Annotated in this window: 21 protein-coding genes; 14 read left to right on the top strand and 7 right to left on the bottom strand. The window is 69.6% G+C overall.

The window, feature by feature from the left end; genetic code table 11:
• Positions 1-365: 365 nt before the first annotated feature.
• On the bottom strand, positions 366-533 hold the full coding sequence (locus tag FHX37_RS22770) for a hypothetical protein (protein WP_170181535.1): 168 nt from the start codon (positions 531-533) through the stop codon (positions 366-368).
• 628 nt (positions 534-1,161) lie between these two features.
• Between FHX37_RS22770 and FHX37_RS09160 the strand changes: the two genes are divergently transcribed.
• The 4 genes from FHX37_RS09160 to FHX37_RS09145 all read left to right on the top strand — a co-directional run bounded on the left by FHX37_RS09160 (position 1,162) and on the right by FHX37_RS09145 (position 5,049).
• The gene (locus tag FHX37_RS09160) at positions 1,162-1,815 is read left to right on the top strand and encodes a response regulator transcription factor (RefSeq protein WP_141923520.1); all 654 of its coding nucleotides are present in this window, start codon (positions 1,162-1,164) and stop codon (positions 1,813-1,815) included.
• 2 nt (positions 1,816-1,817) lie between these two features.
• The gene (locus FHX37_RS09155) at positions 1,818-3,107 is read left to right on the top strand and encodes a sensor histidine kinase (RefSeq protein ID WP_141923519.1); all 1,290 of its coding nucleotides are present in this window, start codon (positions 1,818-1,820) and stop codon (positions 3,105-3,107) included.
• 447 nt (positions 3,108-3,554) lie between these two features.
• A complete protein-coding gene (locus FHX37_RS09150) occupies positions 3,555-3,854 on the top strand; it encodes a DUF4193 domain-containing protein (RefSeq protein WP_141923518.1) in 300 nt (99 codons plus the stop codon).
• Positions 3,855-4,221: 367 nt separating this feature from the next.
• Positions 4,222-5,049 carry a hypothetical protein gene (locus FHX37_RS09145; protein WP_246062212.1) on the top strand — a complete coding sequence of 276 codons (828 nt, stop codon included), beginning with the start codon at positions 4,222-4,224 and terminating at the stop codon, positions 5,047-5,049.
• A gap of 109 nt (positions 5,050-5,158) precedes the next feature.
• On the opposite strand, the gene FHX37_RS09140 is transcribed toward FHX37_RS09145, so the two are convergent.
• Positions 5,159-5,440, bottom strand: coding sequence for a DUF4235 domain-containing protein (locus tag FHX37_RS09140; protein WP_141923517.1), 282 nt, complete (start codon positions 5,438-5,440; stop codon positions 5,159-5,161).
• Positions 5,441-5,955: 515 nt separating this feature from the next.
• Between FHX37_RS09140 and valS the strand changes: the two genes are divergently transcribed.
• The 4 genes from valS to FHX37_RS09120 all read left to right on the top strand — a co-directional run bounded on the left by valS (position 5,956) and on the right by FHX37_RS09120 (position 10,754).
• On the top strand, positions 5,956-8,523 hold the full coding sequence (valS, locus tag FHX37_RS09135; protein ID WP_141923516.1) for a valine--tRNA ligase: 2,568 nt from the start codon (positions 5,956-5,958) through the stop codon (positions 8,521-8,523).
• Positions 8,524-8,766: 243 nt separating this feature from the next.
• Positions 8,767-9,252, top strand: a complete 486-nt coding sequence (dut, locus tag FHX37_RS09130) for a dUTP diphosphatase (protein ID WP_141923515.1) — start codon at positions 8,767-8,769, stop codon at positions 9,250-9,252.
• A 44-nt stretch (positions 9,253-9,296) separates the two neighbouring features.
• A complete protein-coding gene (locus FHX37_RS09125) occupies positions 9,297-10,028 on the top strand; it encodes a DUF3710 domain-containing protein (protein WP_141923514.1) in 732 nt (243 codons plus the stop codon).
• A 174-nt stretch (positions 10,029-10,202) separates the two neighbouring features.
• Positions 10,203-10,754, top strand: coding sequence for a GNAT family N-acetyltransferase (locus FHX37_RS09120; RefSeq protein WP_141923513.1), 552 nt, complete (start codon positions 10,203-10,205; stop codon positions 10,752-10,754).
• 16 nt (positions 10,755-10,770) lie between these two features.
• Here the strand turns inward: FHX37_RS09120 and FHX37_RS09115 are convergent, their stop codons facing one another.
• Entirely contained in the window at positions 10,771-11,859 is a 1,089-nt protein-coding gene (locus FHX37_RS09115; RefSeq protein WP_141923512.1) for a serpin family protein, read from the bottom strand.
• Positions 11,860-12,453: 594 nt separating this feature from the next.
• Between FHX37_RS09115 and FHX37_RS09110 the strand changes: the two genes are divergently transcribed.
• Positions 12,454-13,236 carry a DUF3159 domain-containing protein gene (locus FHX37_RS09110; protein ID WP_141923511.1) on the top strand — a complete coding sequence of 261 codons (783 nt, stop codon included), beginning with the start codon at positions 12,454-12,456 and terminating at the stop codon, positions 13,234-13,236.
• Positions 13,237-13,276: 40 nt separating this feature from the next.
• On the opposite strand, the gene FHX37_RS09105 is transcribed toward FHX37_RS09110, so the two are convergent.
• Entirely contained in the window at positions 13,277-13,945 is a 669-nt protein-coding gene (locus FHX37_RS09105; protein ID WP_141923510.1) for a potassium channel family protein, read from the bottom strand.
• Positions 13,945-14,640, bottom strand: coding sequence for a potassium channel family protein (locus FHX37_RS09100; RefSeq protein WP_141923509.1), 696 nt, complete (start codon positions 14,638-14,640; stop codon positions 13,945-13,947). Before FHX37_RS09100 ends, FHX37_RS09105 begins: the two co-directional genes overlap by 1 nt.
• 501 nt (positions 14,641-15,141) lie before the next feature.
• Here FHX37_RS09100 and FHX37_RS09095 point away from each other — a divergent pair.
• The 4 genes from FHX37_RS09095 to acnA all read left to right on the top strand — a co-directional run bounded on the left by FHX37_RS09095 (position 15,142) and on the right by acnA (position 22,659).
• Positions 15,142-16,401, top strand: a complete 1,260-nt coding sequence (locus FHX37_RS09095; RefSeq protein ID WP_141923508.1) for a class I SAM-dependent RNA methyltransferase — start codon at positions 15,142-15,144, stop codon at positions 16,399-16,401.
• Positions 16,402-17,118: 717 nt separating this feature from the next.
• A complete protein-coding gene (gene iscB, locus FHX37_RS09090) occupies positions 17,119-18,420 on the top strand; it encodes an RNA-guided endonuclease IscB (protein WP_141925145.1) in 1,302 nt (433 codons plus the stop codon).
• Between the two features lie 37 nt (positions 18,421-18,457).
• Complete coding sequence (locus tag FHX37_RS09085) at positions 18,458-19,390, top strand: LLM class F420-dependent oxidoreductase (RefSeq protein WP_141923507.1); 933 nt, start codon at positions 18,458-18,460, stop codon at positions 19,388-19,390.
• Between the two features lie 479 nt (positions 19,391-19,869).
• Positions 19,870-22,659, top strand: coding sequence for an aconitate hydratase AcnA (acnA, locus tag FHX37_RS09080; protein ID WP_141923506.1), 2,790 nt, complete (start codon positions 19,870-19,872; stop codon positions 22,657-22,659).
• A gap of 128 nt (positions 22,660-22,787) precedes the next feature.
• Here acnA and FHX37_RS09075 read toward each other — a convergent pair whose 3' ends face one another.
• A complete protein-coding gene (locus tag FHX37_RS09075) occupies positions 22,788-23,084 on the bottom strand; it encodes a hypothetical protein (protein WP_141923505.1) in 297 nt (98 codons plus the stop codon).
• Positions 23,085-23,553: 469 nt separating this feature from the next.
• On the opposite strand from FHX37_RS09075, the gene FHX37_RS09070 reads away from it, so the two are divergent.
• The gene (locus FHX37_RS09070) at positions 23,554-25,179 is read left to right on the top strand and encodes a molybdopterin-dependent oxidoreductase (protein ID WP_141923504.1); all 1,626 of its coding nucleotides are present in this window, start codon (positions 23,554-23,556) and stop codon (positions 25,177-25,179) included.
• A 1-nt stretch (position 25,180) separates the two neighbouring features.
• Here FHX37_RS09070 and FHX37_RS09065 read toward each other — a convergent pair whose 3' ends face one another.
• On the bottom strand, positions 25,181-25,765 hold the full coding sequence (locus tag FHX37_RS09065) for a nucleoside/nucleotide kinase family protein (RefSeq protein ID WP_246062211.1): 585 nt from the start codon (positions 25,763-25,765) through the stop codon (positions 25,181-25,183).
• Positions 25,766-25,838: the final 73 nt, after the last annotated feature.

The following is a 25,838-nucleotide window of genomic DNA, read 5'->3' as shown; positions in this document are numbered from 1 at the left end:
GGCGCGGACATCCCCGCCGTCGGGCGGGGAGGACACGCCGTCCTCCTTCCTGGTGCGGGTGTTGCCGTCCGTGCGCCGCAGCGGACGGACACGACGGTGGCCAACGCCGTGGGCGGCGGTGGGGCCGCCGCGTACCAGTACGGCAACGCGGCGGACGTGGATGCCTGTTCTGCCGCCCGCGACAACCACCTCCCGTGCGGCCCCGTGGCGTCGGGAACGGGGAGGGCATCCTCGGGAGAAGACTAACCGGAAACGCGGACGGGACGTGGCGTGTTCTCCGCCGCTGCCGGGGTAACGAAAAAAGCCGGCGGAACGGTCGGTCCGCCGGCGGGTACGTGCTGTGTTATGGCTCGTGGTCGTGTGAACTACCCGCAGTGGGGGTTGACACCGTTGCGAGTAGCGATGCGGTGCAGGTCCTCGAGTTCGGACGCGTGCGCGTCGGCAAGGACGTCGTCTCCTGCGGCTCGGGCTGCTTGGAGCGACTGGTGCGTCTCGTCGATGCGGCCCTTGATCTCCGCTACGAACTCGCCCATTTCACCTCACTTCTCGGTTGTGTCCGCGCTATGACATGTCACGGCACTGTGACGGGAGCTAGCGGAAGCCTCACCATTCTTACCCGTGCTGTCGCTGTGACCAAACTTGCCTTACTGCTCGTCCTCCACCGACAGCGGGGGGTGGGTGATCGGCACCTCGGCTCGGGGACCGTAGCGCCCTCCGTTCCCATGGTCCCCGAACACACCGACGCTCTGGTTTCGGGGGTGTCGTATGACACAGTGGGCGGTGGGTGGCTGTGTTTAGTTTTTTCTTATCCTGGATGTGTCAGTTTTGAGATGTGCGGGGTTGATCCGTTGCCGGTGGTTGGGGGATACACCGGCAGCGGTTACCCCGCATCCAGGAGGAACCGCTACCGCGCCTCCGAGCCGGTCGGTGGTTCCACTGCCTGGGGTCTGTCACGCACCCGCGCTCTGGCCCGCGGGGCGGGTGGAACAGGGTGAGGTGCTGGATGCGGTACCGCTGCGGCGTGTGAACCGGACGGGCTTACCTCATCCTTACTCCGCGGGTGCGATAACGGCGGACGTAGCCGGGGTTGATGCCGCTGCCGGTGTGTTGGGGGATGCTCCGGCAGCGGCTCTCCCCGGTGTCCCGTGACGAAGGGCGACAGTGCGCGTACTTGTGGTCGAAGACGAACAGGTCCTCGCCGACACGGTGGCTGTCGGGCTGCGGCGTGAGTCCATGGCCGTGGACGTCGTCTACGACGGTGACAGCGCTCTCGAGCACCTCACCGTCAACGACTACGACGTCGTCGTGCTGGACCGGGACCTTCCGCGGGTCCACGGGGACGACGTCGCCCGGGAACTGGTCAACAAGAGTTACACGTGCCGGATCCTGATGCTGACCGCCTCCGGTGAGATGGAGGACAAGGTCGAGGGGCTGACACTCGGCGCGGACGACTACCTCGCCAAACCCTTCGCGTTCCCGGAACTGATCGCGCGGGTACGGGCGCTGGGGAGACGAGCGACACCGCCCCTGCCGCCGGTGCTCGAACGCAACGGGATCTCGCTCGACCCCGCGAACCACACGGTCGAACGCGACGGGCAGGGCGTGTCACTGACCCCCAAGGAGTTCGCCGTGCTCGAAGTCCTGCTGCGTGCCGAGGGAACGGTCGTCAGCGCCGAAGGGCTGCTGGAGAAGGCCTGGGACGAGAACGCCGACCCGTTCACCAACGTCGTGCGCGTCACCGTCATGACACTACGGAAGAAACTCGGCGACCCCCCGGTCATCCATACCGTGCCGGGCGCCGGGTACCGGATGTGAGCATGAGCGAGAACGAGACGACCCCCGGTTCCCACCCGGAGACGGTCGCGCCCACCCGGCAGGGGGACACCGGGACGTGGCGCCGGTTGGCGTCTTCCCCGGACCAGCAGACGGCGAACCAGCACGCGGCGTCCCACGGGGTGCGCCGGCTGACCGACAACATCAGCCTGCGGGCCCGGCTCACCCTCATCTACGGGATGCTGTTTTTCGCCGCGGGGTCGCTGCTGGTCCTGCTGAACTACGTGATCGTGGCGGGCCTGCTGGACAACCTCACGTTCACCCTCCCGCCGGACTCCCCCTACGCCGACGATCCGGAGCTGATCGAGGGCCTCAAGAACTCCATGATCGAGAGCGTGCTGGCCGAGGTCACCCGGTTCTCCGTACTCGCACTGGTCATCGTCGGCATGCTCGCGGTGGGTCTGGGCTACGTCGTGGCGGGCCGCGCCCTGTCCCCGTTGCAGAAGATCACCCGGACAGCGCGCCGTCTCTCCGAGCGTTCCCTGCACGAACGGATCGCGCTGAGCGGTCCCGACGACGAGATCCGCGAGCTCGCGGACACCTTCGACGACATGCTGGAGCGCCTCGACCGCGCGTTCGACGGGCAGCGCCGGTTCGTCGCCAACGCCTCCCACGAACTACGCACCCCCCTGGCGATCAACCGGACCCTGTTGGAGGTCGCACTGAGCGACCCGGAGGCCTCGTCCGACCTCAAAACGGTGGGGCGTACCCTCCAGGAGACCAACGCCAGGCACGAGCGGCTCATCGACGGGCTGTTGTTCCTGGCCAAGAGCGACCGGGAGCTCGAGGTCCGGACCCACGTCGACATGGGAGAGGTGTCCACGACCGTGCTCAGCCAGCTGTCGGCCGAGTTGGACGAGTCGGGGCTGACGGTCCGCTCTGACCTGCGTGGCGCGCCGGTGACCGGGGACCCCGTGCTGCTGGAGCGCCTGGTCGCCAACCTTGTGGAGAACGCCCTGCGGTACAACGTGGCCGAGGGCGAGATCACGGTGCGTTCCGGGATATACGAGGGAGCGCCGGCGATCCAGGTGGAGAACTCGGGCCCGGTCATTCCCGCCTACGAGATGCAGGGACTGTTCGAGCCCTTCCGCCGTGGAACCTCGGACCGCACCAGCTCCGGAAAGAGCGCCGGCCTGGGGCTGTCCATCGTCCGTTCGGTCGCCCAGGCGCACGGCGGTACCGTGACCGCCTGGCCCCGAGCGGGCGGGGGGCTGGTCGTCACCGTGCGGTTCCCGTCGGCGGCCCAGGAGACGTCCGCGGGGACGAACCCGTAACGCCTTCCGTGGAGAAGCTGCGGCTGACCGCGCCGGCATGGTATCTATACGTGTCTGACGACACGGCAACCCGTGGTCCGGGCGCGTGCCACAACTAGGTATGCTCTCCCGGGCGTGAACGCGGCGGGAATGTGCCGCGACGCGGACGTGTCTGTTCTGACCTTGTCACACGGGGCGTACCCACGCTTGTCCGGTGCGAGGGAAGACGGAGAAATAGGTCGGACTCCTTCGAGCGTTGGGTAGCACATGAACAGCAGCCGTTGCGCAGAGTGCTTGGGAGCGGACGCGTTCGGTCACTCAACGCGGTTGCCGGGTGTGAGGACACCCGGAAGGGGCACAGTCCACGTACGCGAGCGGAATTTTCCCGTCGTGTCGGGCACACGAGGCGGCGCCCAAACGTTGCATCGGCGCAACGAGGCATAGATCGAGGGGGATGGAGTTAGCAGAATGGCGACCGATTACGACAGCCCGCGCAAGAACGAAGAGGAGATCAACGAGGACAGCCTGCAGGAGCTGCAGTCGCGTCGGGGTGAGAAGGGAACGAGCACCGTCGACGTCGACCCGGAGGAAGCCAACGAGGGGATGGAACTCCCGGGGGCTGACCTGTCCGGTGAGGAGTTGGCGGTCCGTGTCCTGCCGCGCCAGGCCGACGAGTTCACCTGCTCGCGCTGCTTCCTCGTCCACCACCGTAGCCAGCTCGCCGAACAGCGGAAGGGCCAGCTCGTCTGCAAGGAATGCGCTGCCTGAGACGGGCGGTTCCCCCCGCTGCCTCGGCGACCGGCGGACCGTTGCGCGTGATGCGTCCCGGTTCGGGACGCATCGTGCACGCGGGAAGACACGCCGGTCCTGTCCTGATCCCACGGGCGGCGCTCACCCCGGTCGGTCGTTGCGACCCGGAGGCGAAGCGTCGTGCTGATCGGGGCGGAAACCGGAACTGTGCCGCGGGTCCGTACCCGTACCCGTGAGTGAGGAGAGCCCGTGTCGGTGACAGCCACACCGACCGCTGCCACCGGATGGCGTCGCGAAGCGGTCGTATCACACGTCGGGGGCGACACCGTGCCGTACGAGAACGGCTCAAGAACGTTTTCCGCGTTCCCCGGGAAGGGTGGCGGCAGTGCCACGTTCGGTGAGTGAGGGGCCCTCACACGGCAACCGCTCCGGTGGGAGCGCGACCCCCGCGGCCGACGAGGACGCAGGCGTGCTCGTCGGCCGGATCATCGGTGGTGAGGGGAGTGACGCACGGCAGCGCAGCGGCCTGATGGCTCGGTTGGCGCGGGTTCTGGCCTCCGGTGCCCGCACCGCGGGCGTGCGGGGAGTGGCCAGCGGCCGTTGGCTCACGGAGACGTTCACTGACGAGGTCGTCCCCCGCATACCGGTGCGTGACCACGCGACGCTGGTCCGCCACCACAACGGGTTGGACGGTGAGGGACTCGCCGAGGCGCTGGAGCGCAACGCCTCTCGCGCCACCACCACGACGGGCGTCGTGGGAGGAGCACTCGCGGCCGCGCAGTTCACCGCTCCACCACTGCTGCTCAGCACACCGGCGCAGCTCGCGGCGGAGACGCTCGTCGTCGCCGCTGTCGAGGTCAAACTCGTCGCCGAACTGCACGAGTGCTACCACCGGCCCGCCCAGGGGTCCGCGACCGAACGCGGCCTGGACTACGTGCTCGCCTGGGCGCACAACCGCGGTGTCGCACCGTTGGGCTCCCCCGAGAGCGTGACCACCGTCCTCGGAGCGACAGCGAGAACGGCCCTGCGCAAGCGCCTGATGCTGTTGTTCGGCCGCCAGCTCGGCACGCTGGGCCCCTACCTCAGCGGCGCGGTCGCGGGCGGAACCCTGAACCGAGCGGCCACACGCAGCCTCGTTTCCGGCCTCCGCGCCGAACTGCGCCCCTCCGCCCCGTCGGAGACGCGGCAGAGGACGGACAGCGAACCCTCGTAACGCCGGGCTCGGGGAGAGGGCCCGTCCCGCGTAGACACCGGCCCGAGGGCACGGACCGGACCTCGCGGGGACGACGGGGACAGCCGTTGCCACCACGAGATCCGCGGGTTCACACCGTGTTATCAGCCCCGTGCTCCGGGGGAGGAAGCATCTTCTGGTGAGCGGCGCGTACCGCGAGGACACGCGCGACCTCCATCCCCACGCCTGTCACCACCGCCCAGCCAAGGGCCTCTCCCAAACCGACATCCAACGACTCCGGTTCGGTCGGGGGTTCCTTACCGGTTGCCTGGGTCCAGGCGAAAGTCAGAGCCTTGCGCGCGACGAAACCCGCCACGAGGGCGGCCGCACCGCCGACGAGCTGCGCGGGGAGCGCGCCTTCCCTCTTTGCCATACGATCGATCACTTCTCCGTAGTCGTGCGTCACTCCCGCGTGCTGCGGGGAGCCTGTACCGAAATACTGCCATGGTCGGTGCGTCGCGTCCGGAGCGCCGGCCGCCGGAATGTCGGCTCCGTCCCGCCGGGCGGCCGCGATTCGGGTGTTCTCCCCCGACAGGCTCAGGTGTTCCGGAGCGAGCATGCTGCGGGAAGCAATACCATTGGCCCAGCGCCTTCCCGAACCGCACCTGCCGCCGTCGCCGGTGCGGTGCCGGTGGTGCAGGCTCCACCCACGCCGGAGGGCAGCGCTGTGTCGCCGTGGCAACCCCGTTCAGGTGGTTGCTGGCTGCGTACTCGCGAGAACGCCGTCGCCACGGGTCCGAGAGCAGTCGGTGCGAGGTCCGGTGACACGCACGCGCCCGCCCGCTCCTGCGACAATGGGTGTGTTACCGAAAGACGTTGCGAACCCGAGAAATGGAGGAAAGAGGTCCAACCCGCGCCCCGGCGACGCGGAGGGCCTCCAGCGCCACGATGACCAACCGCTCTCGTTCCTTCCACGTGCCCGACAAGCCCTCACTGGACGGTATCGAGGCGAAGTGGGCCGACGTATGGGACGAGTCCGGCGTCTACCACTTCGACCGTACGAAGAACCGCAACGAGATCTTCTCGATCGACACCCCGCCCCCCACCGTTTCGGGGTCGCTGCACATCGGCCACGTCTTCTCCTACACGCATACCGACATCATCGCCCGCTTCCAACGGATGCAGGGCCGGTCGGTTTTCTACCCGATGGGGTGGGACGACAACGGCCTGCCCACAGAACGCAGGGTGCAGAACTACTACGGTGTCCGGTGCGACCCGTCGATCCCCTACGACCCGGACTTCTCCCCGCCCGCCAAGCCCGACCCGAAACGACAGGTACCGGTCTCCCGACGGAACTTCATCGAACTCTGCGACCGGCTCACGGCCGAGGACGAGAAGGTTTTCGAGGGGATCTGGCGCAGGCTCGGTCTCAGTGTGGACTGGCGCTACACCTACGCGACGATCGACGACAACTCCCGCGCGGCGGCGCAGCGGGCGTTCCTGCGCAACCTGGCGCGTGGGGAGGCCTACATGTCCGAGGCGCCCACGCTGTGGGACGTGACGTTCAGGACGGCCGTCGCCCAGGCCGAACTGGAGGACCGGGAACGCCAGGGCGCCTACCACAAGGTCTCCTTCCACCGGGACGACGGCGAACCGGTGTACATCATGACCACCCGGCCGGAGCTGCTGCCCGCCTGCGTCGCGCTTGTGGCGCACCCTGACGACGAGCGCTACCAGGACCTGTTCGGCAGGAGCGTGCGCAGCCCCGTGTTCGACGTGGAGGTTCCCGTCAAGGCCCACCACCTGGCCGATCCCGAGAAGGGCTCGGGTATCGCCATGATCTGTACGTTCGGTGATATCACCGACGTCACCTGGTGGCGGGAGTTCCAGCTGGAGACGCGTTCCGTGATCGGCTGGGACGGGCGCATCGTCCCCACGCCTCCGCCGGGGCTGGACTCCGAGGCCGGCCGTGCTGCCTACGCGCGTCTCGCCGGCGCGACGGTGCACACCGCCCGGGAGCGGATGGTGGAGATGCTGCGTGAGTCCGGTGAGCTCATCGGCGAACCGGAGTCCCTCACACACCCGGTCAAGTTCTACGAGAAGGGCGACAAGCCGCTGGAGATCGTCACCACCCGGCAGTGGTACCTCAGCAACGGGGGTCGGGACGCCGAGGTGCGTGACGCGCTGCTGCAACGCGGCCGGGAGCTCACGTGGTACCCGCAGCACATGCGCACGCGCTACGAGAACTGGGCTGAGGGCCTCACCGGGGACTGGCTGATCAGCCGGCAGCGTTTCTTCGGGGTGCCGTTCCCGGTCTGGTATCCGCTGGACTCCGAGGGCGAACCCCGCTACGACGCGCCGATCCTACCGGAGGAGGGCACCCTGCCCGTCGATCCCAGCTCCGAGGCGGCACCCGGCTACTCCGAGGGCCAGCGTGACGTTCCGGGCGGGTTCACCGGCGACTCCGACGTGATGGACACGTGGGCGACCTCCTCCCTGTCACCGCAGATCGCAGGAGGGTGGGAACGGGACAACGACCTGTTCGAGCGGGTGTTCCCGATGGACCTGCGTCCGCAGGGCCAGGACATCATCCGGACGTGGCTGTTCTGCACCGTCGTGCGGTCCCATTTCGAGCACGGCGGGCTTCCGTGGAACGCGACCGCGATCTCCGGTTGGATCCTGGACCCGGACCGGAAGAAGATGTCGAAGTCCCGGGGCAACGTCGTCACTCCCATCGACCTGCTGGAGCGCTACAGCTCGGACGCTATCCGCTACTGGGCGGCCAACGGCCGGCTCGGTACGGACACCGCCCTGGACGAGGGCCAGATGAAGGTCGGCCGTCGGCTCTCGATCAAGATCCTCAACGCCAGCAAGTTCGTACTGAAGGTGGCGGGAGAGGAGACCCCCTCGGACCCGGCGGCAGTGCGCGAACCGTTGGACCGCGCGATGCTGGCCGCGCTCAGTGACGCCGTTGCGGACGCCACGGCGTCACTGCGGGAGTTCGAGCACACACGTGCCCTGGAGCGTGTCGAGCGTTTCTTCTGGGAGTTCTGCGACGACTACCTGGAACTGGTGAAGAGCCGCGCCTACGACACCTCCTCCGAGGCCGGTGCATCGGCCCGCAGCGCGCTGCTGATCGCTCTGGCGACCCTGAACCGGCTGTTCGCCCCGTTCCTGCCCTTCGTCGCCGACGAGGTGTGGTCCTGGTGGCACGACGGTTCGGTGCATGCCGAGCCGTGGCCGGACACGGCGGAGTTCGGGGCGGTGCACGGGGACCCCGCTGTCCTGACCGCGGCTTCCGAGGTGCTGCGCGGGGTGCGCAAGGCCAAGTCGGAGGCGCAGCTCTCGATGCGTGCCGAAGTGGAGCGGGCCGCGGTACGCGGGGAGAACGTGCCCGATGCCCGGGCCGCCGAGAGCGACATCGCCGCCGCGGGCAATGTCAACGACCTCAGTTTCGAGGCGGTGGACGGCGCCGAGCTCAGCGTGGACGTGACACTTCCCGAGACCGTGGGCTGAGACGCGGTCCCGTCGAGGTACGGGGCTGTTCCGGACCGGAAAGAGGGAACGTGCGAGAAGGGCTTCCCGCACACCACGGAACAGCCCCGCCTCCCGGGGCGGGTGCTGGGTCCCCGAGGTAACGATACGAGCGCGGGGCCACCGCGCGGCCGGAGGACAGAGCCCGATGGGGCCCGGCGGGCGGGGAACGGCGGTCCGCGGCTCGGCTGCCGCGCCGTGCGGAAGACGGTAGGCTCGCACGGTGTGAGTAGTGACTGCCCGAACGGCGACCAACCGCGCGTCTCGGTTCGTCGTCTGCAACCGGACCTGGCGCTTCCCGACTACGCTCGCCCCGGTGACGCGGGCGCTGATCTCGTTACGGCCGAGGACGTCGAGCTCCCTCCCGGCCGGCGCGCCACAGTGGGCACCGGTATCGCCATCGCTCTTCCCGACGGGTACGCGGGGTTCGTGCACCCGCGCTCGGGCATGGCCGCCCGGCACGGCCTGACCCTTGTCAACGCTCCCGGGACCATTGACTCCGGGTACCGGGGGGAAGTCAGAGTGACCCTGCTCAACACGGATCCGGATATGCCGCTCAGGTTGTCGCGTGGCGACCGAATCGCCCAACTTATTATTCAGCGTGTCGAACAGGCGATTTTTACTGAGGTAGATGAGTTGTCCGATTCGGTGCGCGGTGCGGATGGGTTCGGCTCCACGGGCGGATACGCGAGGGAAGAACCACGACGGTGATTCCCGGCCGATCCGGGAACGATGACGCGGGAGAGGTGTGAGGCGTGTTCGGACGTCGAAGCAGGAAGAACAGCACGAAGAGCAGCACGCAGAACGTGGCCGAGGAGAGCGTCGCGGCTCCCGAACGCATCGATCCGGTGCAGGAGCCGGAGAAGGAGTCGGACCAGCACCGGGCGCAGGGTCCGTGGGACTCCTCCGAGGAGGCTCCCGAGACGCAGCGCCTCGACCTGGGCAGTATGAGGGTTCCGGTGGAGTCCGGGGTGGAGGTCCAGGTCAACGTCGCCCAGAAGCAGAACCGGATCATCGGGGTCACCCTGGTCCACGGTGGGTCGGCGATCCAGGTGCAGCCGTTCGCGGCCCCCAAGTCCAGTGGTCTGTGGGACGAGATGCGCGAGGAGCTGCGTAGCCAGATCACGGAACAGGGCGGCAAGGCCGAGGAGTTCTCCGGAACGTTCGGTACGGAGCTGCGCGCGGTCGTGCCTGTGGAGGGCAAGACCAACGAGGAGGGGCACCAGATGGGACAGCGAATGCGTTTCATCGGTGTTGACGGGCCCCGTTGGGTGCTGCGCGGCGTGATCCGCGGCGAGGCCGCGGTGAAGCCCGAGGCCATGGCCCGGGTCGAGGAGATCTTCGCCAAGATCGTCGTGGTCCGCGGCGAGGAACCGATCCCTCCACGCGAGATGCTCGAGATCAAGGTTCCCCCGGAGCAGCAGGAAGCCATGGCAGCGGCGGTGCAGCGCGCCTCCGAGCCCTCCCAGGGCAACGGTCAGGAGTAGGGTGCTTCGGGGACGCGCCCCGGTGCCCCCGGCTCCGAGCAACCGCCGGTCCCGCATCCTCCACGGGCTGACCCGGTCGGGACGGTGAGAGGGCCCCGGGTGCGGGGCCCACGACCGTGCCCGGTACGTGGGAAACGCGTTGCTCTCCGGGAGAGCCGCGGTGAGGATGGACCGATGCTGATCCGACGAGAGACCGACGAGGACATCCCCGCTGTCCGGAGCGTGACCAGCGCGGCGTTCTCCTCCGCCGAGGCCGGTGCTTCCGACCGCGAGCCGGTCGAAGTGACACTCCTTGACCGGCTCCGTGCCGACCCCGGCTGGATACCGGAGCTCTCCCTGGTCGCCACCCGCCCCCGGAACCCCGGCGGTGCGACGGAGCGCCCGTCGGTGGTCGGGCACGTGGTGTGCACCCGTGGCTGGTTGGCGGACGTGCCCGCGCTTGGTCTGGGCCCGTTGAGCGTCCACCCGCACCACCAGCGCCACGGTGCGGGGAGTGCGCTCATGCACGCGGTACTGGCCGCCGCGGAGGCGCGCGGTGAGCGGATGGTCGCGCTGCTCGGCGAACCGGCGTACTACCGGCGGTTCGGTTTCCGCCCGGCTCAGGACCACGGGATCGAACCACCCGAGGCGTCCTGGGGAACCTATTTCCAGGCGCGCCTGTTGGCGGGGGCGCCCTTCACGGCGGGGGCCGTGTTCCGTTACGCCGAACCGTTCACCCGGCTCTGAATCCGCTACGGACGGGTCACTCCGCCGTCCCCGGATCCCTGGGAGCGGCGACAGTACCGAGGAACAGGACCGAGGAGCGGCGCCGCAGGACGAAACGGAACGGGCGGTCGGCCCGGAACACGACCGGTCGGGAACGGGTCACGGCGGCGAGCTGCATCGCCACGGCCGTGGCGGCGGCGCCCTCCGCTCCGTGTTCGTCCACCCGGAGCCGCGCCTGGTGGATGACCTCGTCGATACGTAGCGGCACTTCGGAGACGCCGGACAGGTCGGCCCGGTCGCCGAAGACGGTACGCACACCGCAACCGGCGAGCGGCCCGGACAGTTCGGCGCGCTGTGCCGCCTCGAAGCGGGGGAGGGTGAGTTCGACCTCGGTGGGGGAGGAGCGTTCGTACAGAGCGGTGAGGGCGTCGTGTTCCAGTCGCGGCGGGAACCCGGTGGTGTCGTCGGGAAGCAGCAGGTCCAGAGCGAGCTCGTGCTCCCCAGTGAGGGTCACCATGCGCCACCCGGCGGTGTGGGAGTGCGGGAGTCGTCCCGTGTAGCGCATCATCGGGGTCCGATGGTCGCCGGAGGGCGCGTGGAACACGGCGGGTGCCGTCCTACCGGGGTCGAACGGGTGCCGCCAGCGGAGGCGGACCCACAGCGCGTTGACGAGCAGGGCCTGGGTAGCGGCCGTCACCGTCCCGCTGGTGAGGAGCTCCGTGATCATACCGCGGGTGGCCCTGGCGACGTCAGCGTTGATCGTGTGCCGCGCCCCCTCGGCGTCGTTGTGGAAGTCGGCGGTGTGCACCGCCGCTCCGGGCGTCTGCCGCAGCTCCGCCTCGAAGCCGGGGTTCAGGGGAAGCTCCTCGCGTACCCACAGTCCGGTGCCGGCGGCCAGCTCCGGGCCGTCGGCCACGGCGTCGTCCAGGGCCGCGAGGTGCTCGCGCGGCTTCGCGCCGAGCAGACGTGTCAGTTCCGCACGGGTCCCACCGCGGGCGCCGGCGGCCAGTGTCCCCAGCGCGTAGGCCACCGAGTGCGGGGACCACACCGTGGAGGAGCCGCTGTCGGACAGCCGGCCGTCCAACAGCAGCGCGAAGTCGAGATGGTCGCTGCGCGGTGCTGGCATAGCGTCGCGTTCACTCTCCTCACCGGCCTGGTGCGGATCGCGACCAGCCTAGTGAGACCGTCCCGGACATGTCACCAGTTTCTCCGGACCGGTTCGGTCACGTACCGTGTCTGGGACGATGCGTGTGTGGAATTCCTCCCCGTGAGACCCTGGAAGCGGGGCAGGGCCGGTTCCGGGGGCAGCGCCGGTAGCCGCCCTGGGTGTCACACCGCGGAGCGCCACCGGGGCCTTCTCCCACAGAGGGCTTCCGGGAGGATGGGGCGAGGGTTGCGCAGTTACCATCACCAGCCGGCACCCGAGGGGAAGTGACCGACGTTGGCTCCGTTGTGCCCAGGGCGGCAGACCCACCAGACTGTCTCCGGCCGACGGCGCGCCGCGGCTCCCGTCCCAGCGGACAGCTCCCGGGCCGGGAGGAAGCCGTGCGGGCGGCGGACGCGGTGTCGCCACGGGAACCGGCCACACGCCCGTCCAAGGAATCCGGCATAAGCACGTCCGTTCGCCGCGACGCGCCGACGGGTACGCCCGAACCGCAGAGAAGGAGGCAGGGGCTTCCTCCCCGGATCCGAGGGTCCGGGATTTGGCCCCAGAGAATCGATGACCGAACAACAGCGCCCTGCCGACGCGGCAGCGGACGGCCCCGGGGAAACGACGTCCGCCACCTCCGGAACCGCGCAGGAGACTCCCGCCGTTTCGGAACACACCGTGGAGGCCGCGGTACGCGCGCAGTTGTCCAAGGCGCTGGGCGGGAAACGCGGCATGGTGGAGGCGGCGATCCCGACCCTGGTGTTCACGCTCACCTACATGGTCGGCCAGGAGCTGCGCCTCGCGCTGGGGCTGGGTATCGGTGCCGCCGTGCTGCTGGGGGGCGTGCGGCTGGTGCAGCGTTCCTCGCTGCAGTTCGTGGCCAACAGCCTGTTCGGTATCGCCATCGCCGCAGTGTTCGCGTTGCGTAGCGGCGACGCCGAGGACGCGTTCCTGCCCGGCATCATCTACAACGCCGGCTACGCCGTCGTGCTCGCGCTGACCGTCCTCATCCGGTGGCCCGCCGTCGGCCTACTGATCGGAAGCGTCACCGGCGACCCCACCGGCTGGCGGAAGAACCCGGCCGTGGTGAAACTGAGTTCGCGGCTGACGTGGCTGCTGGTGCTGCCGTGCGTGATCCGGGTGGCGGTCCAGTTCCCGTTGTGGGCGGCGGAGAGTTCCGGCACCGCTGACGTGTTCGGCCTGCTCGGTTTCTCCAAGATCGCCCTGGGGTGGCCACTGCAGGTGGCCGCTCTGGCCGTGATGGTGTGGCTGCTGACACGCGGCCGCACCCCCATGGGGCCGGGAGGTACGCTCGCCCCTCAGAGCGACGCGGGACACAGCTCCAGAGCATGACGGGGCCTCCGCCGACGTCCGGAACCGTGTCCGCGGTCGGTCACCCGTCACCGCCCGTGAGGAGGGCGCCGAGTTCCTCCGTGCTCTCCGCGCTGCTGAGGAAGACGAGGTCGTCCCCGGCGTCGAGCACGGTCTCCGGGTGCGGTGTCCGTACCTGACCCTCGCGGACCACCGCGACCAGGACGATCCCCTCCGGGAGGGCCAACTCAGAGACGGGTCGGCCCGCGTGCGGCGCCCCGTCGGGAAGTGTGAACTCCAACAGGTCCGTCTCCGGTGTCGACAGCAACGGCAGCGCGTCGCCGGAGTCGTTGGTGCTGGACACGTCCTCGACCAGGGCCGCGATCAGCCGGGGCGGGGAGACGGCGACGTCGACCCCCCAGTCGTCGGTGAACAACCACTCGTTCTGCGGTTCGTTGATCCGGGCGATGATCCGGGACACCGCGAACTCGGTTTTGGCCAGCAGCGAGAACACCAGGTTCACCTTGTCGTCACTACTGGCCGCGACAGCAGCGTCGAATTCCGCGAGCCGCGCGTCCTCCAGGGAGGCGAGCTCGCAGGCGTCGGCCAGCAGCCACTCCGCCCCGGGAAGCTCGTCCACGCCGATCGCGCGGGAGTCCCAGTCGATGAGTACGACCTCGTGGCCGTTCCCGGTGAGCTCCGTGGCGATGGAGCGTCCCACGCTTCCGGCTCCGGCTATCGCGACCCGCATCACAACGCCCTTCCCGTCGTTTCGTCGCTACTGGCGCGTGCGCCCGACCGCGCCAGTACGCCGTCGATGTCCGAGGTCCGGGCCAGGACGTGCAGCACGTCCCCGGCCCGAAGCACCTCGTCCCCGCGTGGAAGCAGGAGCTCGCCTCCGCGGGACAGGTACGCCACCCGGACGGGCCAGGCGGCCTCCAGGTTCTCGACCCGCCAGTCCACCCATTCCTCCGGAAGCGGGGTCTCGTCCAACACGATCGTCCCGGAGGGGTCGCGCCACAACGGCCCGTTGTCCAACCCGGCCGATCCCGGGACGAGACGGCGGAGGACGGTGTCCGCGGTCCAGCGCACGGTACCCACGGTGGGAATCCCCAGCCGCTGGTAGACCTCCGCGCGACGCGGGTCGTAGATCCGGGCGACCACGTGCTCCACCCCGAAGGTCTCCCGGGCCACGCGTGCCGAGATGATGTTGGAGTTGTCACCGTTGCTGACCGCGGCGAACGCCGAGGCGGACTCGATGCCGGCGGTGGTGAGCACGGCGCGGTCGTGGCCGAGGCCACGGACGGCGGCCTTGGCCGTACTCGCGCGCAGCCGACGGAAGGCCTCGTGGTCCCGGTCGATCACGGCGACGGTGTTACCGAGGTCCTCCAGGGTGTGCGCGAGGGTCGCGCCCACCCGTCCGCACCCCAAAATCACGATATGCACTGACGCTCCGCTCCCCTAGGTGTGTGGCTCGGCCCTCACCCATCCGAGCGTAACCGTGCCTGTCGTGCAAGGGGCCATGCGCGCTGCCCGGAGCGGGGGCCAACGCTGGCGTGGGGCAGGGGGCGGGTCGGTTAGGGTTGTCGCAGATGGGCGGTGGTCAGCCAACCTGGTGCAGGCCTGCCCCTGGGCTGTGAGCCACCCGGATGAGGCGGGCAGCAGGATCCCACTGTCAGGCGTGCCGTACGGAGCGTGGGGAAGCCGGACGCGGCCCCGGCCGTCACCGCCGCTTTCGCCCGTACGGACCCGTGCCGTGCCCTCCGCAGGAACAGGGCTGTTCCCGCTGACGGCACGGCGGCAGCAGAGCCCCGCTCCAGAGCGTCCCGCCGGTCGTGGGGAGCCGCCGAGCCATGACGCGGGCCGGTCGCCGGACCGCCGTGGCTCGGAGAGCGTCGCGTCAGCCGCCCAACGCCTGTAACAGTCCCGCCTATTCGGAGGTTTCCCATGAGCCGTGCCGGAACCCGTATTGAACTTCGTGTGGACCGCCCCGCGCACGGGGGGTGGTGCGTGGGCCGCTACGAGCAGCAGGTCGTGTTCGTTCGCCACACGCTGCCAGGAGAGCGCGTCCTGGCGCAGGTGACCGAGGAGACCAGCCGGTTCCTGCGAGCCGACGCCGTCGAGATCCTGGACGCCTCCCCCGACCGGGTGACGCCACCCTGCCCGTTCGCCGGTCCGGGGAAATGCGGGGGGTGCGACTGGCAGCACGCCTCGCTGGAGGCGCAGCGCCGGATCAAAGGGCAGGTGGTCGCGGAGCAGCTCTCCCGTATCGCGGAGATCGAGACGGAGGTGCGGGTTGAGGAGCTGCCGGACACGCCGGACGGGCTGGGGTGGCGTACCCGGGTGCGGTTCGCCGTGGACGAGGAGGGGACGGCCGGTTTCCGCCGACACCGGTCGCACGAGATACAGCCCGTCGACGAGTGCGCGATAGCCCACCCCGACGTGAACCGGCTCGGTGTCCAGGATCTGCCCTGGCCGGGTGTGTCGGACGTCGAGGCCGTGGTGTCGGACAGCACGAACGACAGCGCCGTGATCGTACAGCCGCGCGGCGCCAAGCTCCCCTCGCTGCCGAAACTCAACGACTCGGCGGCGGTTCTGCGCCGGTTCAAGGGCGGGCGGATCCAGTCCGTACGGGGACGGCGGAGCGTACGCGAGCATGCGGCCGGACGCGAGTGGCGGGTCAGCGCTGGCGGTTTCTGGCAGGTCCATCCGCAGGCTGCCGACACTCTCACCTCGGCGGTGCTCGATGCTCTGGACCCGCAGCCGGGGGAGACCGCGGTGGACCTGTACTGCGGTGCGGGACTCTTCGCGGGCTCTCTCGCGGACGCTGTCGGGGCCGAGGGGCGCGTCATGGCCGTGGAGTCCCATCCGCAGGCCGCCCGCGACGCCGCTCACAACCTGGGCGACACCGACCAGGTGCGTGTCGCGCAGAGCGACGTGATCGGACAACTGCGCGAATGGTGGGACCTGCGGGCTGACATCGCGGTGTTGGACCCCCCGCGTTCCGGGGCCGGCCGTGAGGTGGTGCACGCCCTGTCCGAGCTGCGCCCGCGCCGTGTCTCCTATGTCTCGTGCGATCCGGCGACGCTGGCCCGCGACATAGCCACGTTCGCCGGGCTCGGGTACCGGATGGTCGAGCTGCGTGCCTTCGACGCGTTCCCGATGACCCACCATGTGGAGTGCGTCGTGACGCTGGCCCGCGGTTAGTTGTGATGTCCCGGAACGTTGGTAACAGGCAACACGCCACACAGAGCGGTTGAGCAAAGAGAGGGCCTTCTGATCCCGGTGGCGACCTCGCCTCCGTGGATCCCTGGCGTCCCCGCGGAGTCGAGATCCGCGGGGTGGCACGGGCTCTTCCCGCCGATGAGAACGGTGCTGCCCGTATCCGTGTCCATCCAAGGCGGGTGCTCGGCTGGGGGATCGAACCGGCGGCCTGGCGTCTCCCAACAGCCGGAACATCCCCGTGGAGCGGGAGAGCGGGTCGTGGTGACGTCCCGCTCCTGCGGGTGCGCGGTGGCACCGCGGGCCCACAGGCGGCTCTCCCCCTCCAAAGCCCGCGTTTCGGACCGTGTGACGCGGTGCGGACTCTAGGACAGTAACGGGTTCCCCCGCCTGAAGGCGGGGGCTTTCACCCCGCGAGTGAAGGCCCGCCGTTACCAGCACTAGCCAACATGAAGGGAGGTGACCCCGTTGGCTACGTTCCACACAGGACCACAGACCCACCAGGCCGTGCCTCCTCAGCGGCCTGCTCTGGAACCCGACCCAGCAGACACCCCCGGGAACAGGGACGAAACGGGGGTCGGGCGCCACGACGCACCCGGTGTGGAACATGTGCGAGAGGAGATCCCCGGTGCTGCACCTGGCGCCGGGGGCGCCACCCCCACTCCTCCGGGTGGGGAGACGCACCGTGAGGTGCACCCGTACGTGTTCGTGCTCGACGCTCACCACCGGCCGTTACAACCGTGCCCGCCCGCCAGGGCCCGCAAGCTCCTGGCCAAAGGCCGGGCAGTCGTCCACCGCCGTGTTCCGTTCACCATCCGGCTGAAAGACCGCACCGCCGAGGCTTCCGAGATGGAGGGGGTTGAGGTCGGTATCGACCCGGGATCCAAACACACCGGCATTGCCGTATTCACCGCTCAAGAGGGGCAGCGTCGGAACCGCTATAGCATCCAGCTGGACCATCGCGGCGCGGCCATCCGCAAGAAACTCGACCAGCGATGCGCCTACCGGCGCCGCCGCCGGACGGCCAACGTGCGCTACCGCGCTCCTCGGTTCAACAACCGCGCCCGCCCTCAGGGGTGGTTGCCTCCGTCGCTGCGCCACCGGGTCGATACAACCGTGTCGTGGGTGGAGCGGCTTGCCCGGTGGACGCCGGTGCGCCACGTGCACGTGGAACGCGTCGCGTTCGATACCCACGCCCTGTCCGCCGGGAGCCCGTTGGAAGGCAGGGAGTACCAGCACGGAACCCTGCACGGTTACGAGGTCCGCGAATACCTGCTCGCCAAGTTCGACCGGGCGTGTGTCTACTGCGGCGCCATGAATACGCCGCTGAACGTGGACCACGTCCACCCCAAATCGCGGGGTGGGTCCGACCGGGTGTCCAACCTGGTGCTGGCCTGCATCCGCTGCAACCAGACCAAGGGCGAGAAGCCCGTGAAGGAGTTCGCCCCCAAGGCTGCCGCGCGCATCCTCGCCCAGGCCAAGGCCCCGCTGCGGGATGCTGCGGCGGCGCAGTCCACCCGGTGGGCGCTGTGGCGCGTACTGGAGTCCCGCCTTCCCACCCGGGTGGGTTCGGGGGGCCGCACTAAGTACAACCGCACCCGCAACCACCTGCCCAAGACCCACACGCTGGACGCGTTGTGCGTGGGTGAAACCGGCGCTGTTGCTGAGGTTGTGAACCGGGTGGTGGTGGCCGCCTGCACCGGGCGCGGCACCCACGCCCGCACCCGCCCCGATAAGCACGGGTTCCCCCGGCTGCGCCTGCCCCGGCAGAAGACGTTCTTCGGATACCAGACCGGCGACCTCGTCCAGGCGGTTGTGCCCGCCGGGAAGAAGGCGGGCACCTACACCGGCCGCGTTGCGGTGCGTGCCAGGGGGAGCTTCAATATCACCACCGCCCACGGCACCGCTAAAGACATCCACTATCGCCATGTCCGCCTGCTCCAGCGGGCGGACGGTTACGGCTACACCATGAGAAAGGAGGAAGCGGCTTCCTCCCCGGCCTGAAGGCCGGGGTCCCCGCCGCGAAAATTTGATGGAACGCATGCGCTTGAGGATTTTCACCGAACCGCAGCAGGGTGCGAGCTACGAGACGCTGCTGCGCGTAGCCACCGCGGCCGAGGACCTCGGCTACGACGCTTTCTTCCGCAGTGATCACTTCCTGAGGATGGGGGACGCGGACGGGCTGCCGGGGCCCACCGATGCCTGGACCACTCTCGCCGGCCTGGCGCGGGAGACGTCGCGGATCCGGTTGGGAACCCTGATGACGGCCGCGACCTTCCGGTACCCGGGGCCGCTCGCCGTCAGCGTCGCCCAGGTTGACCAGATGAGCGGTGGCAGGGTCGAGTTCGGGTTCGGCGCGGGATGGTACGCCGAGGAGCACGCGGCCTACGGTATCCCGTTCCCGGACAGCTCCCGGGAGCGCTTCGAGCGCTACGCGGAGCAGCTCGACATCATCACCGGCCTGTGGGCGACGCCGGTGGGGGAGGGCTTCAGTTACGACGGGTCGCACTACCGTCTCTCCGAGAGCCCCGCCCTGCCCAAGCCCGAGCAGCGGCCGCGACCTCCCGTGCTGGTCGGCGGGACCGGCCCCCGGCGCACTCCGCGGCTCGCGGCCGCTCACGCCGACGAGTACAACGTGCCGTTCAGCCCGGTCGCGGAGACCTCGGCGGCCTTCGAGCGCACCAGAAGCGCGGTGGCGGACTCGGGGCGTTCGGAGCCGATGGTGTACTCGGCCGCCCAGGTGCTGTGCTGCGGCCGCAACGACGCCGAGGTCTCGCGCCGGGCCGAGGCCATCGGACGCGACGTGGCCGAGCTCAAAGCCAACGGTCTGGCCGGGACGCCGGACGAGGTCACCGACAGGATCGGCCGGTTCGCCGAAGCGGGGGCGCAGCGGATGTACCTGCAGGTGCTCGACCTCTCCGACCTGGACCATCTGGAGCTGGTCGCTACGGAGGTGGCGCCGCAGCTCGGGTGACGTCGGAGCTCGTCCGGCACGGACACGGCGGGTGTGGGGGCGTTCTCTCGGGCCTCCACTCGTCCCCGTCTCCCCGGGGGGCCGTAGGATCCGGCCCCCCGGTTTTCTCTTTTATCCGGTTTGTGTTCTTCAGGTGGATTGCCCGATGTGGCGGCTGGCGTGTGCGAACCTACGGAAAGTTAGCTTGATATCGAGAGATCTATTCGCTAGCTTGATATCGAGAGAAAGGGTACGGGGTGTCGGGTATGCGGCCCCGCCCGGTGGGCCGGATATCCCCGCTGCGACGCGTACGGGTCGAGTCCGGCACTGGCGAACACGTTCCCACCGCTTCCACCTGATACAAACGGGGATAACGGGGGCTCGCGTGGCAGGCTGAGCCGGCTGTGAACGGCGTCTCGCACGGGGTCGCAGAGTGTCCCAGCACCAGCCGCTACACCGGCCTGCTGGAAGAACAGTGGCGAGATCAGGAGGCAGATACCGTGTCGGCGAACAGCTTCGGCAGCCGTGACACGCTGCGCGTTGGCGACGAATCCTACGAGTACTTCCGCTTGGACGCGGTCGAGGGGGCGCAGCGCCTTCCCTACAGCTTGAAGGTGCTGATGGAGAACCTCCTGCGCACCGAGGACGGTCAGAACGTGACGGCCGAACACATCCGGGCGCTCGGGAACTGGGACCCCACCGCCCAGCCGCACCAGGAGATCCAGTTCACCCCCTCCCGGGTGATCATGCAGGACTTCACCGGTGTGCCGTGTGTGGTGGACCTCGCGACGATGCGCGAGGCAGTGGGGGCCCTGGGCGGGAACCCGGACGAAATCAACCCCCTGGCCCCCGCGGAGCTCGTGATCGACCACTCCGTGGTCGTGGACCTCTTCGGTAGCCCGGACGCGTTCGAGCGCAACGTCGAGATCGAGTACGAACGAAACTACGAGCGGTACAAGTTCCTGCGGTGGGGACAGACCGCCTTCGACGAGTTCCGGGTCGTCCCGCCCGGAACCGGCATCGTGCACCAGGCCAACATCGAGAACCTGGCCCGGGTCACGATGAACCGCAACGGCCAGATCTACCCGGACACCTGCGTGGGAACCGACTCCCACACCACGATGCAGAACGGTCTGGGCATCCTGGGCTGGGGAGTCGGCGGTATCGAGGCCGAGGCCGCCATGCTCGGCCAGCCGATCTCGATGCTCATCCCGCGCGTCGTGGGCTTCAAGCTCACCGGTCAGCTCCGCCCCGGAACCACCGCGACCGACCTCGTGCTGACCATCACCGAGATGCTGCGTGAGCACGGGGCCGTCGGCAAGTTCGTCGAGTTCTACGGCGAGGGCGTGGCCTCGGTCCCGCTGGCGAACCGCGCCACCATCGGCAACATGAGCCCCGAGTTCGGTTCCACAGCGGCGATCTTCCCGCTGGACGAGGAAGCCATCCGCTACATGCGCCTGACCGGGCGCAGCGCCGAGCACACCGACCTGGTGGAGACCTACGCCAAAGCCCAGGGGCTGTGGCACGACCCCGCCCACGAGCCGGTCTACTCGGAGTACCTGGAACTGGACCTGGGCGACGTCGTTCCCTCCATCGCCGGTCCCAAGCGTCCCCAGGACCGGATCGCCGTGTCGGAGGCCAAGCCCACCTGGCGCCGGAACGTCCAGGAGTACGTGCACGACGACGGCATCCAGACCGGGGTCGACGAGGCCTCCGCCGAGTCCTTCCCCGCATCCGACGCCCCCGCGGTCCACATCAACGGCGGCGACGCCGTGGCCGAGCACACCGCCAAGCAGAGCATCCGGCGCCCGCACAAGCCGGTTCCGGTCACGCTGGCCGACGGCACCGAGACCGAGGTCGACCACGGTGCTGTGGTGATCGCCGCGATCACGTCGTGCACCAACACCTCCAACCCCTCGGTGATGATCGGCGCGGCCCTGCTCGCCAAGCACGCGGTGGAGAAGGGCCTGAACCGGAAGCCGTGGGTGAAGACCTCGCTGGCGCCCGGCTCCACGGTCGTGACCGACTACTACGAGCGCTCGGGCCTCACGCCCTACCTGGAGAAGCTCGGGTTCCACCTCGTCGGCTACGGCTGCACCACCTGCATCGGTAACTCCGGCCCGCTCCCGGAGGAGATCTCCAAGGCCGTGCAGGACAACGACCTGGCCGTCACGTCGGTGCTGTCCGGCAACCGCAACTTCGAGGGCCGGATCAACCCGGACGTGAAGATGAACTACCTGGCCTCGCCGCCGCTCGTGGTGGCCTACGCCCTGGCCGGGTCGATGGACGTCGACATCACCACCGAGCCGCTGGGTACCGACCAGGACGGCAACCCGGTCTACCTGGCCGACATCTGGCCGTCGCCGGAGGAGATCCAGGAGGTCATCGACTCCGCGATCGCCTCCGACATGTACGTCAACGCCTACGCGGACGTGTTCGCCGGGGACGACCGGTGGCACGCCCTGCCCACACCCACCGGAAACACCTTCGAGTGGGACGAGGAGTCCACCTACGTCCGCAAGCCCCCGTTCTTCGACGGGATGGGGCAGGAACCGGAGCCGGTCGGTGACATCTCCGGTGCCCGCGCCCTGGCCAAACTGGGCGACTCGGTCACCACCGACCACATCTCACCAGCCGGCGCGATCAAGCCGGACAGTCCGGCGGGTCAGTACCTCAAGGCCAACGGGGTCGAGCGCAAGGACTTCAACTCCTACGGGTCGCGGCGCGGCAACCACGAGGTGATGATCCGCGGGACGTTCGCCAACATCCGGCTACGCAACGAGCTGGCCCAGGGTGCCGAGGGCGGCTACACCCGCGACTTCACCCAGGCGGAGAACCCGGCCGACGCCCCGGTGACGTTCATCTACGACGCCGCCCAGAACTACGCCGCCCAGAACACACCGCTGGTGGTGCTGGCGGGTAAGGAGTACGGATCCGGCTCCTCGCGCGACTGGGCGGCCAAGGGCACCCGTCTGCTGGGTGTGCAGGCCGTGCTCGCCGAGTCCTACGAGCGCATCCACCGTTCCAACCTGATCGGCATGGGTGTGCTCCCGTTGCAGTTCCCCCAGGGGCAGTCCGCCGACTCGCTGGGCCTGACCGGTGAGGAGACGTTCTCCATCACCGGGGTCACCACCCTCAACGAGGGGACGATCCCGCGGACGGTACGGGTGAGCACCGACAGCGGGGTGGAGTTCGACGCCGACGTGCGGATCGACACCCCCGGTGAGGCCGACTACTACCGCAACGGCGGCATCCTGCAGTACGTGCTGCGTCAGCTGATCCAGAAGTAACGACACCGGAGTCGGATGTCCCGACCCGTCGCGGCCAGCGCCGCCGTGTTCCCGGAAGCCGGAGCACGGCGGCGCTGTCGTGTTCCCGGGAACCGAGCAGGCGTGCGGGTGGACAGTCCCGCGCCCGGTCACGCGGGCTGCGGCTGGCCGGCCGGGCGGTGTTCACGCGGCCGGGGACGCGGAACGCGGCGAGTCAGGCGGGGCGCCGGGGGACGAGCTGTGCTGTACCACCACCGGCTGACCTGGTGGGCCGCCCGGTCCAGTTCGTGGGGCTCCTCCGCGTAGAGCAGCACCATCAGACGTGTGTGGGCGGCCCAGTACTGCCGGGTGGTCGTGCCGTACCAGAACACCCACCCCGAGTCCTGGTGGGCGTTGCGCAGCTGTACCAGGGAGGAACGCTGCTCCTCGGTGGGTTCGGTCGTCACACGCCACCTCCCGCCGAAGCGAGTCGTGTGCGGCGTGGTGCGGTGCGCAGGACAGGGATACACATAGCGACCTCGCTGGGAGAGCTCGACAGGGACGCCCGTGGCCACCGGGGGCGTCACCCCGGCAAGTGCCCGCCGGTTCCTCCCCGCAGACCACAGGCTCGGCGGCTGGGGAAAACGAACACCCGCCTCCGGACGGGAGCGTGCCGTTCCCGCGGTCGGAGACACGGGCCCAGCGCGCTCGGGCGCCCGCGGGGAACAGCCATTACGGAAACGTGAACTCTCCCGGGGCGGAAACGACCGGAGGTACGGTGCGCCACCCCCTCCCACCTGGGGTTGTCGGGACGGAAGCGAGCGTGCCGACCCGGGGAACGGCGCGGGAGGGCGTCAACGCGCGGACTACCGTTGGCTGCGATCGGGGAGCGGGGACGCTCTCCACGGTTCGCGGCCGAGAGGTGTGCCTGGTTCGATGAGTGAGCAGACAGGGGAACGTCCGAGAGCACGCCCCGCGGTGGGCGCCCTGTGTGGGATCGTCGCCGCCGGTGCGGGACTCGCCGCCGCGGAGGCGGCGGGACTGGCCGCCCGACCGGAGGCCACACCGCTCGTCGCCGTCGGGGGCGAGGTCATCGACGCGACGCCCCGGCCGGTGAAGGAGCTCGCTGTCTCCGTCCTCGGTACCGCGGACAAGGCGGTGCTGCTCGCGGGGATGGCGCTCGCCCTGGCGGGAGCCGCAGCACTGCTCGGGGTGCTCGCGCTGCGGAGACCGGGGGCCGCGGGGGCGGGAGTGGCGGTGTTCACCGCGATCGGTGCCGCAGCGGCCCTGGACCGTCCCGACAGTGGGGCGCTGGATGCCGTGCCGAGCCTGCTCGGCGGAGGGGCAGCGGTCGTCGTGCTGTGGCTGCTCGTGGCCCGGGCTCCGGAGCCGACCCATGGACAGGAGCCCCGTGAGGCGGCGGAGAGCGCTGCCGTGGAGGCGCCAGCCGGTCCGGGGGCCCGCGGTGCTGGAACCAACCGGCGCCGGTTCGTCGCCGCGGCGGGTGCCGTCGCCACGGTCTCCGCGGTGGGGGGAACGGGCGCCCGCTGGTACGCCGCGTCCGCCGCGGGCCGCGGCCCGTCCAGCGCGCGGTTCACCCTGCCGGAGCCGGCCTCGCCCGCGCCTCCGCTGCCGGAGGGGGCCGAACTCGACATCGCGGGGTTGGACCCGTTCTTCACCCCCAACGAGGACTTCTACCGCATCGACACCGTGCTGTCCGTGCCGCGGATCGCGGCCTCCGAATGGAGGCTGCGCCTGCACGGCAGGGGAGCGGCCGAGCGCGAGTACACCATCGCGGACCTGCTGAACCGCGCGGACCTGATCGAACGCGACATCACCCTCGCCTGCGTCTCCAACCCCGTGGGCGGTACCTACGTGGGGAACGCACGGTGGATCGGGGTGCCGTTGGCAGGGCTGTTGGAGGAAGCGGGCGTACGTCCGCCCGGCGAGGGCGGGCCGGCGGATCAGCTCGTCTCGCGTTCCGAGGACGGGATGACCATCGGTACACCGGTCGCCGACGTCATGGACGGGCGCGACGCCATGCTCGCCCTGGGGATGAACGGGGAGCCGCTGCCCCAACGGCACGGTTTCCCGGTGCGTATGGTCGTCCCGGGCCTGTACGGCTACGTGTCGGCGTGCAAGTGGCTGGTGGAGCTCGAGCTGACGACGTTCGAGGACTACGACCCCTACTGGGTGCCGCGCGGCTGGGCGGAGAAAGCTCCGGTCAAGACGCAGTCGCGTATCGACACCCCGGGCGACGGGGCGAACGTCAGCGCCGGAACCGTACCGGTCGCGGGTGTGGCGTGGGCGCAGCACCGCGGGATCGAGGCGGTCGAGGTCCGTGTCGACGACGGGGAGTGGCAGCGGGCTCGCCTGTCGGCGGAGGACACGGCGGACACCTGGCGGCAGTGGGTACTGGAGTGGGACGCGGAACCGGGTGAGCACCGGATCAGCGTGCGGGCGCGCGACCGGGAGGGCGGGGTACAGACCTCCCGGGAGTCCCCCACCTCTCCGGACGGCGCCACGGGCCACCACGGCGTCGCGGTGACCGTCACCCCCTGAGTCAGGGAAGAGGGAGGTCCGTGCCGTTGTCGACGGTCAGGTGGGCGTGGGCGCAGGGACGGTTCTCGGCGTAGAAGGCGTCCTCCTGGCGGGACCAGGTACTGCGGTAGGGCGCGTAGACGCCGGCGTCCCAGCGAGCCGCCAACCGCCGCTGTCGTACCTCCGGCGGGGTCTCCACCCATACCAGGGCGCACAGGAACGGCCGCAGCTCCGCCGCTCCCGTGCCGCACCCCTCGATCAACAGAGTCTCCGCGACCGGTGTCTCCCGCCATTCGGCGCGCCGGCCGAGATCCCAGTCGTAACGCTGCCAGCAGGGCGCGCGACCGTGGCGCAGCGGTTCGACGATCCAGCGCCGCACCAGCGGTACCACCGCGGCAAGTCCCTCCCAACCCGGGTACAGGTCGTCCATCCGTACCACGGGAGCGCGCAGCTCGGCGGCGATCCTGTCGGCGACGGTGCTTTTCCCGGAACCGGAGCGTCCCTCGACGGCCACGAGGCGGAACCCTCCGGGGGCTGTTGGCAGACTGAGTAGGAGTTCGGCCCCTGCGGAGGGCCACTCCGGGGTGTCGGTGCGGATAGCAGGCACGTACGGCAGCCTAACGACAGGCTCCACGCCCCCGGAAACCCGGTGTGAGTTCAGTTCTTGTAGGCTCCGGGCC

The organism is Haloactinospora alba (genome assembly GCF_006717075.1).
In the GTDB taxonomy this organism is placed as follows: Bacteria; Actinomycetota; Actinomycetes; order Streptosporangiales; family Streptosporangiaceae; genus Haloactinospora; species Haloactinospora alba.
Note: the sequence above shows the minus strand (reverse complement) of the source record. Positions and strands in the feature narration are given on the sequence as shown.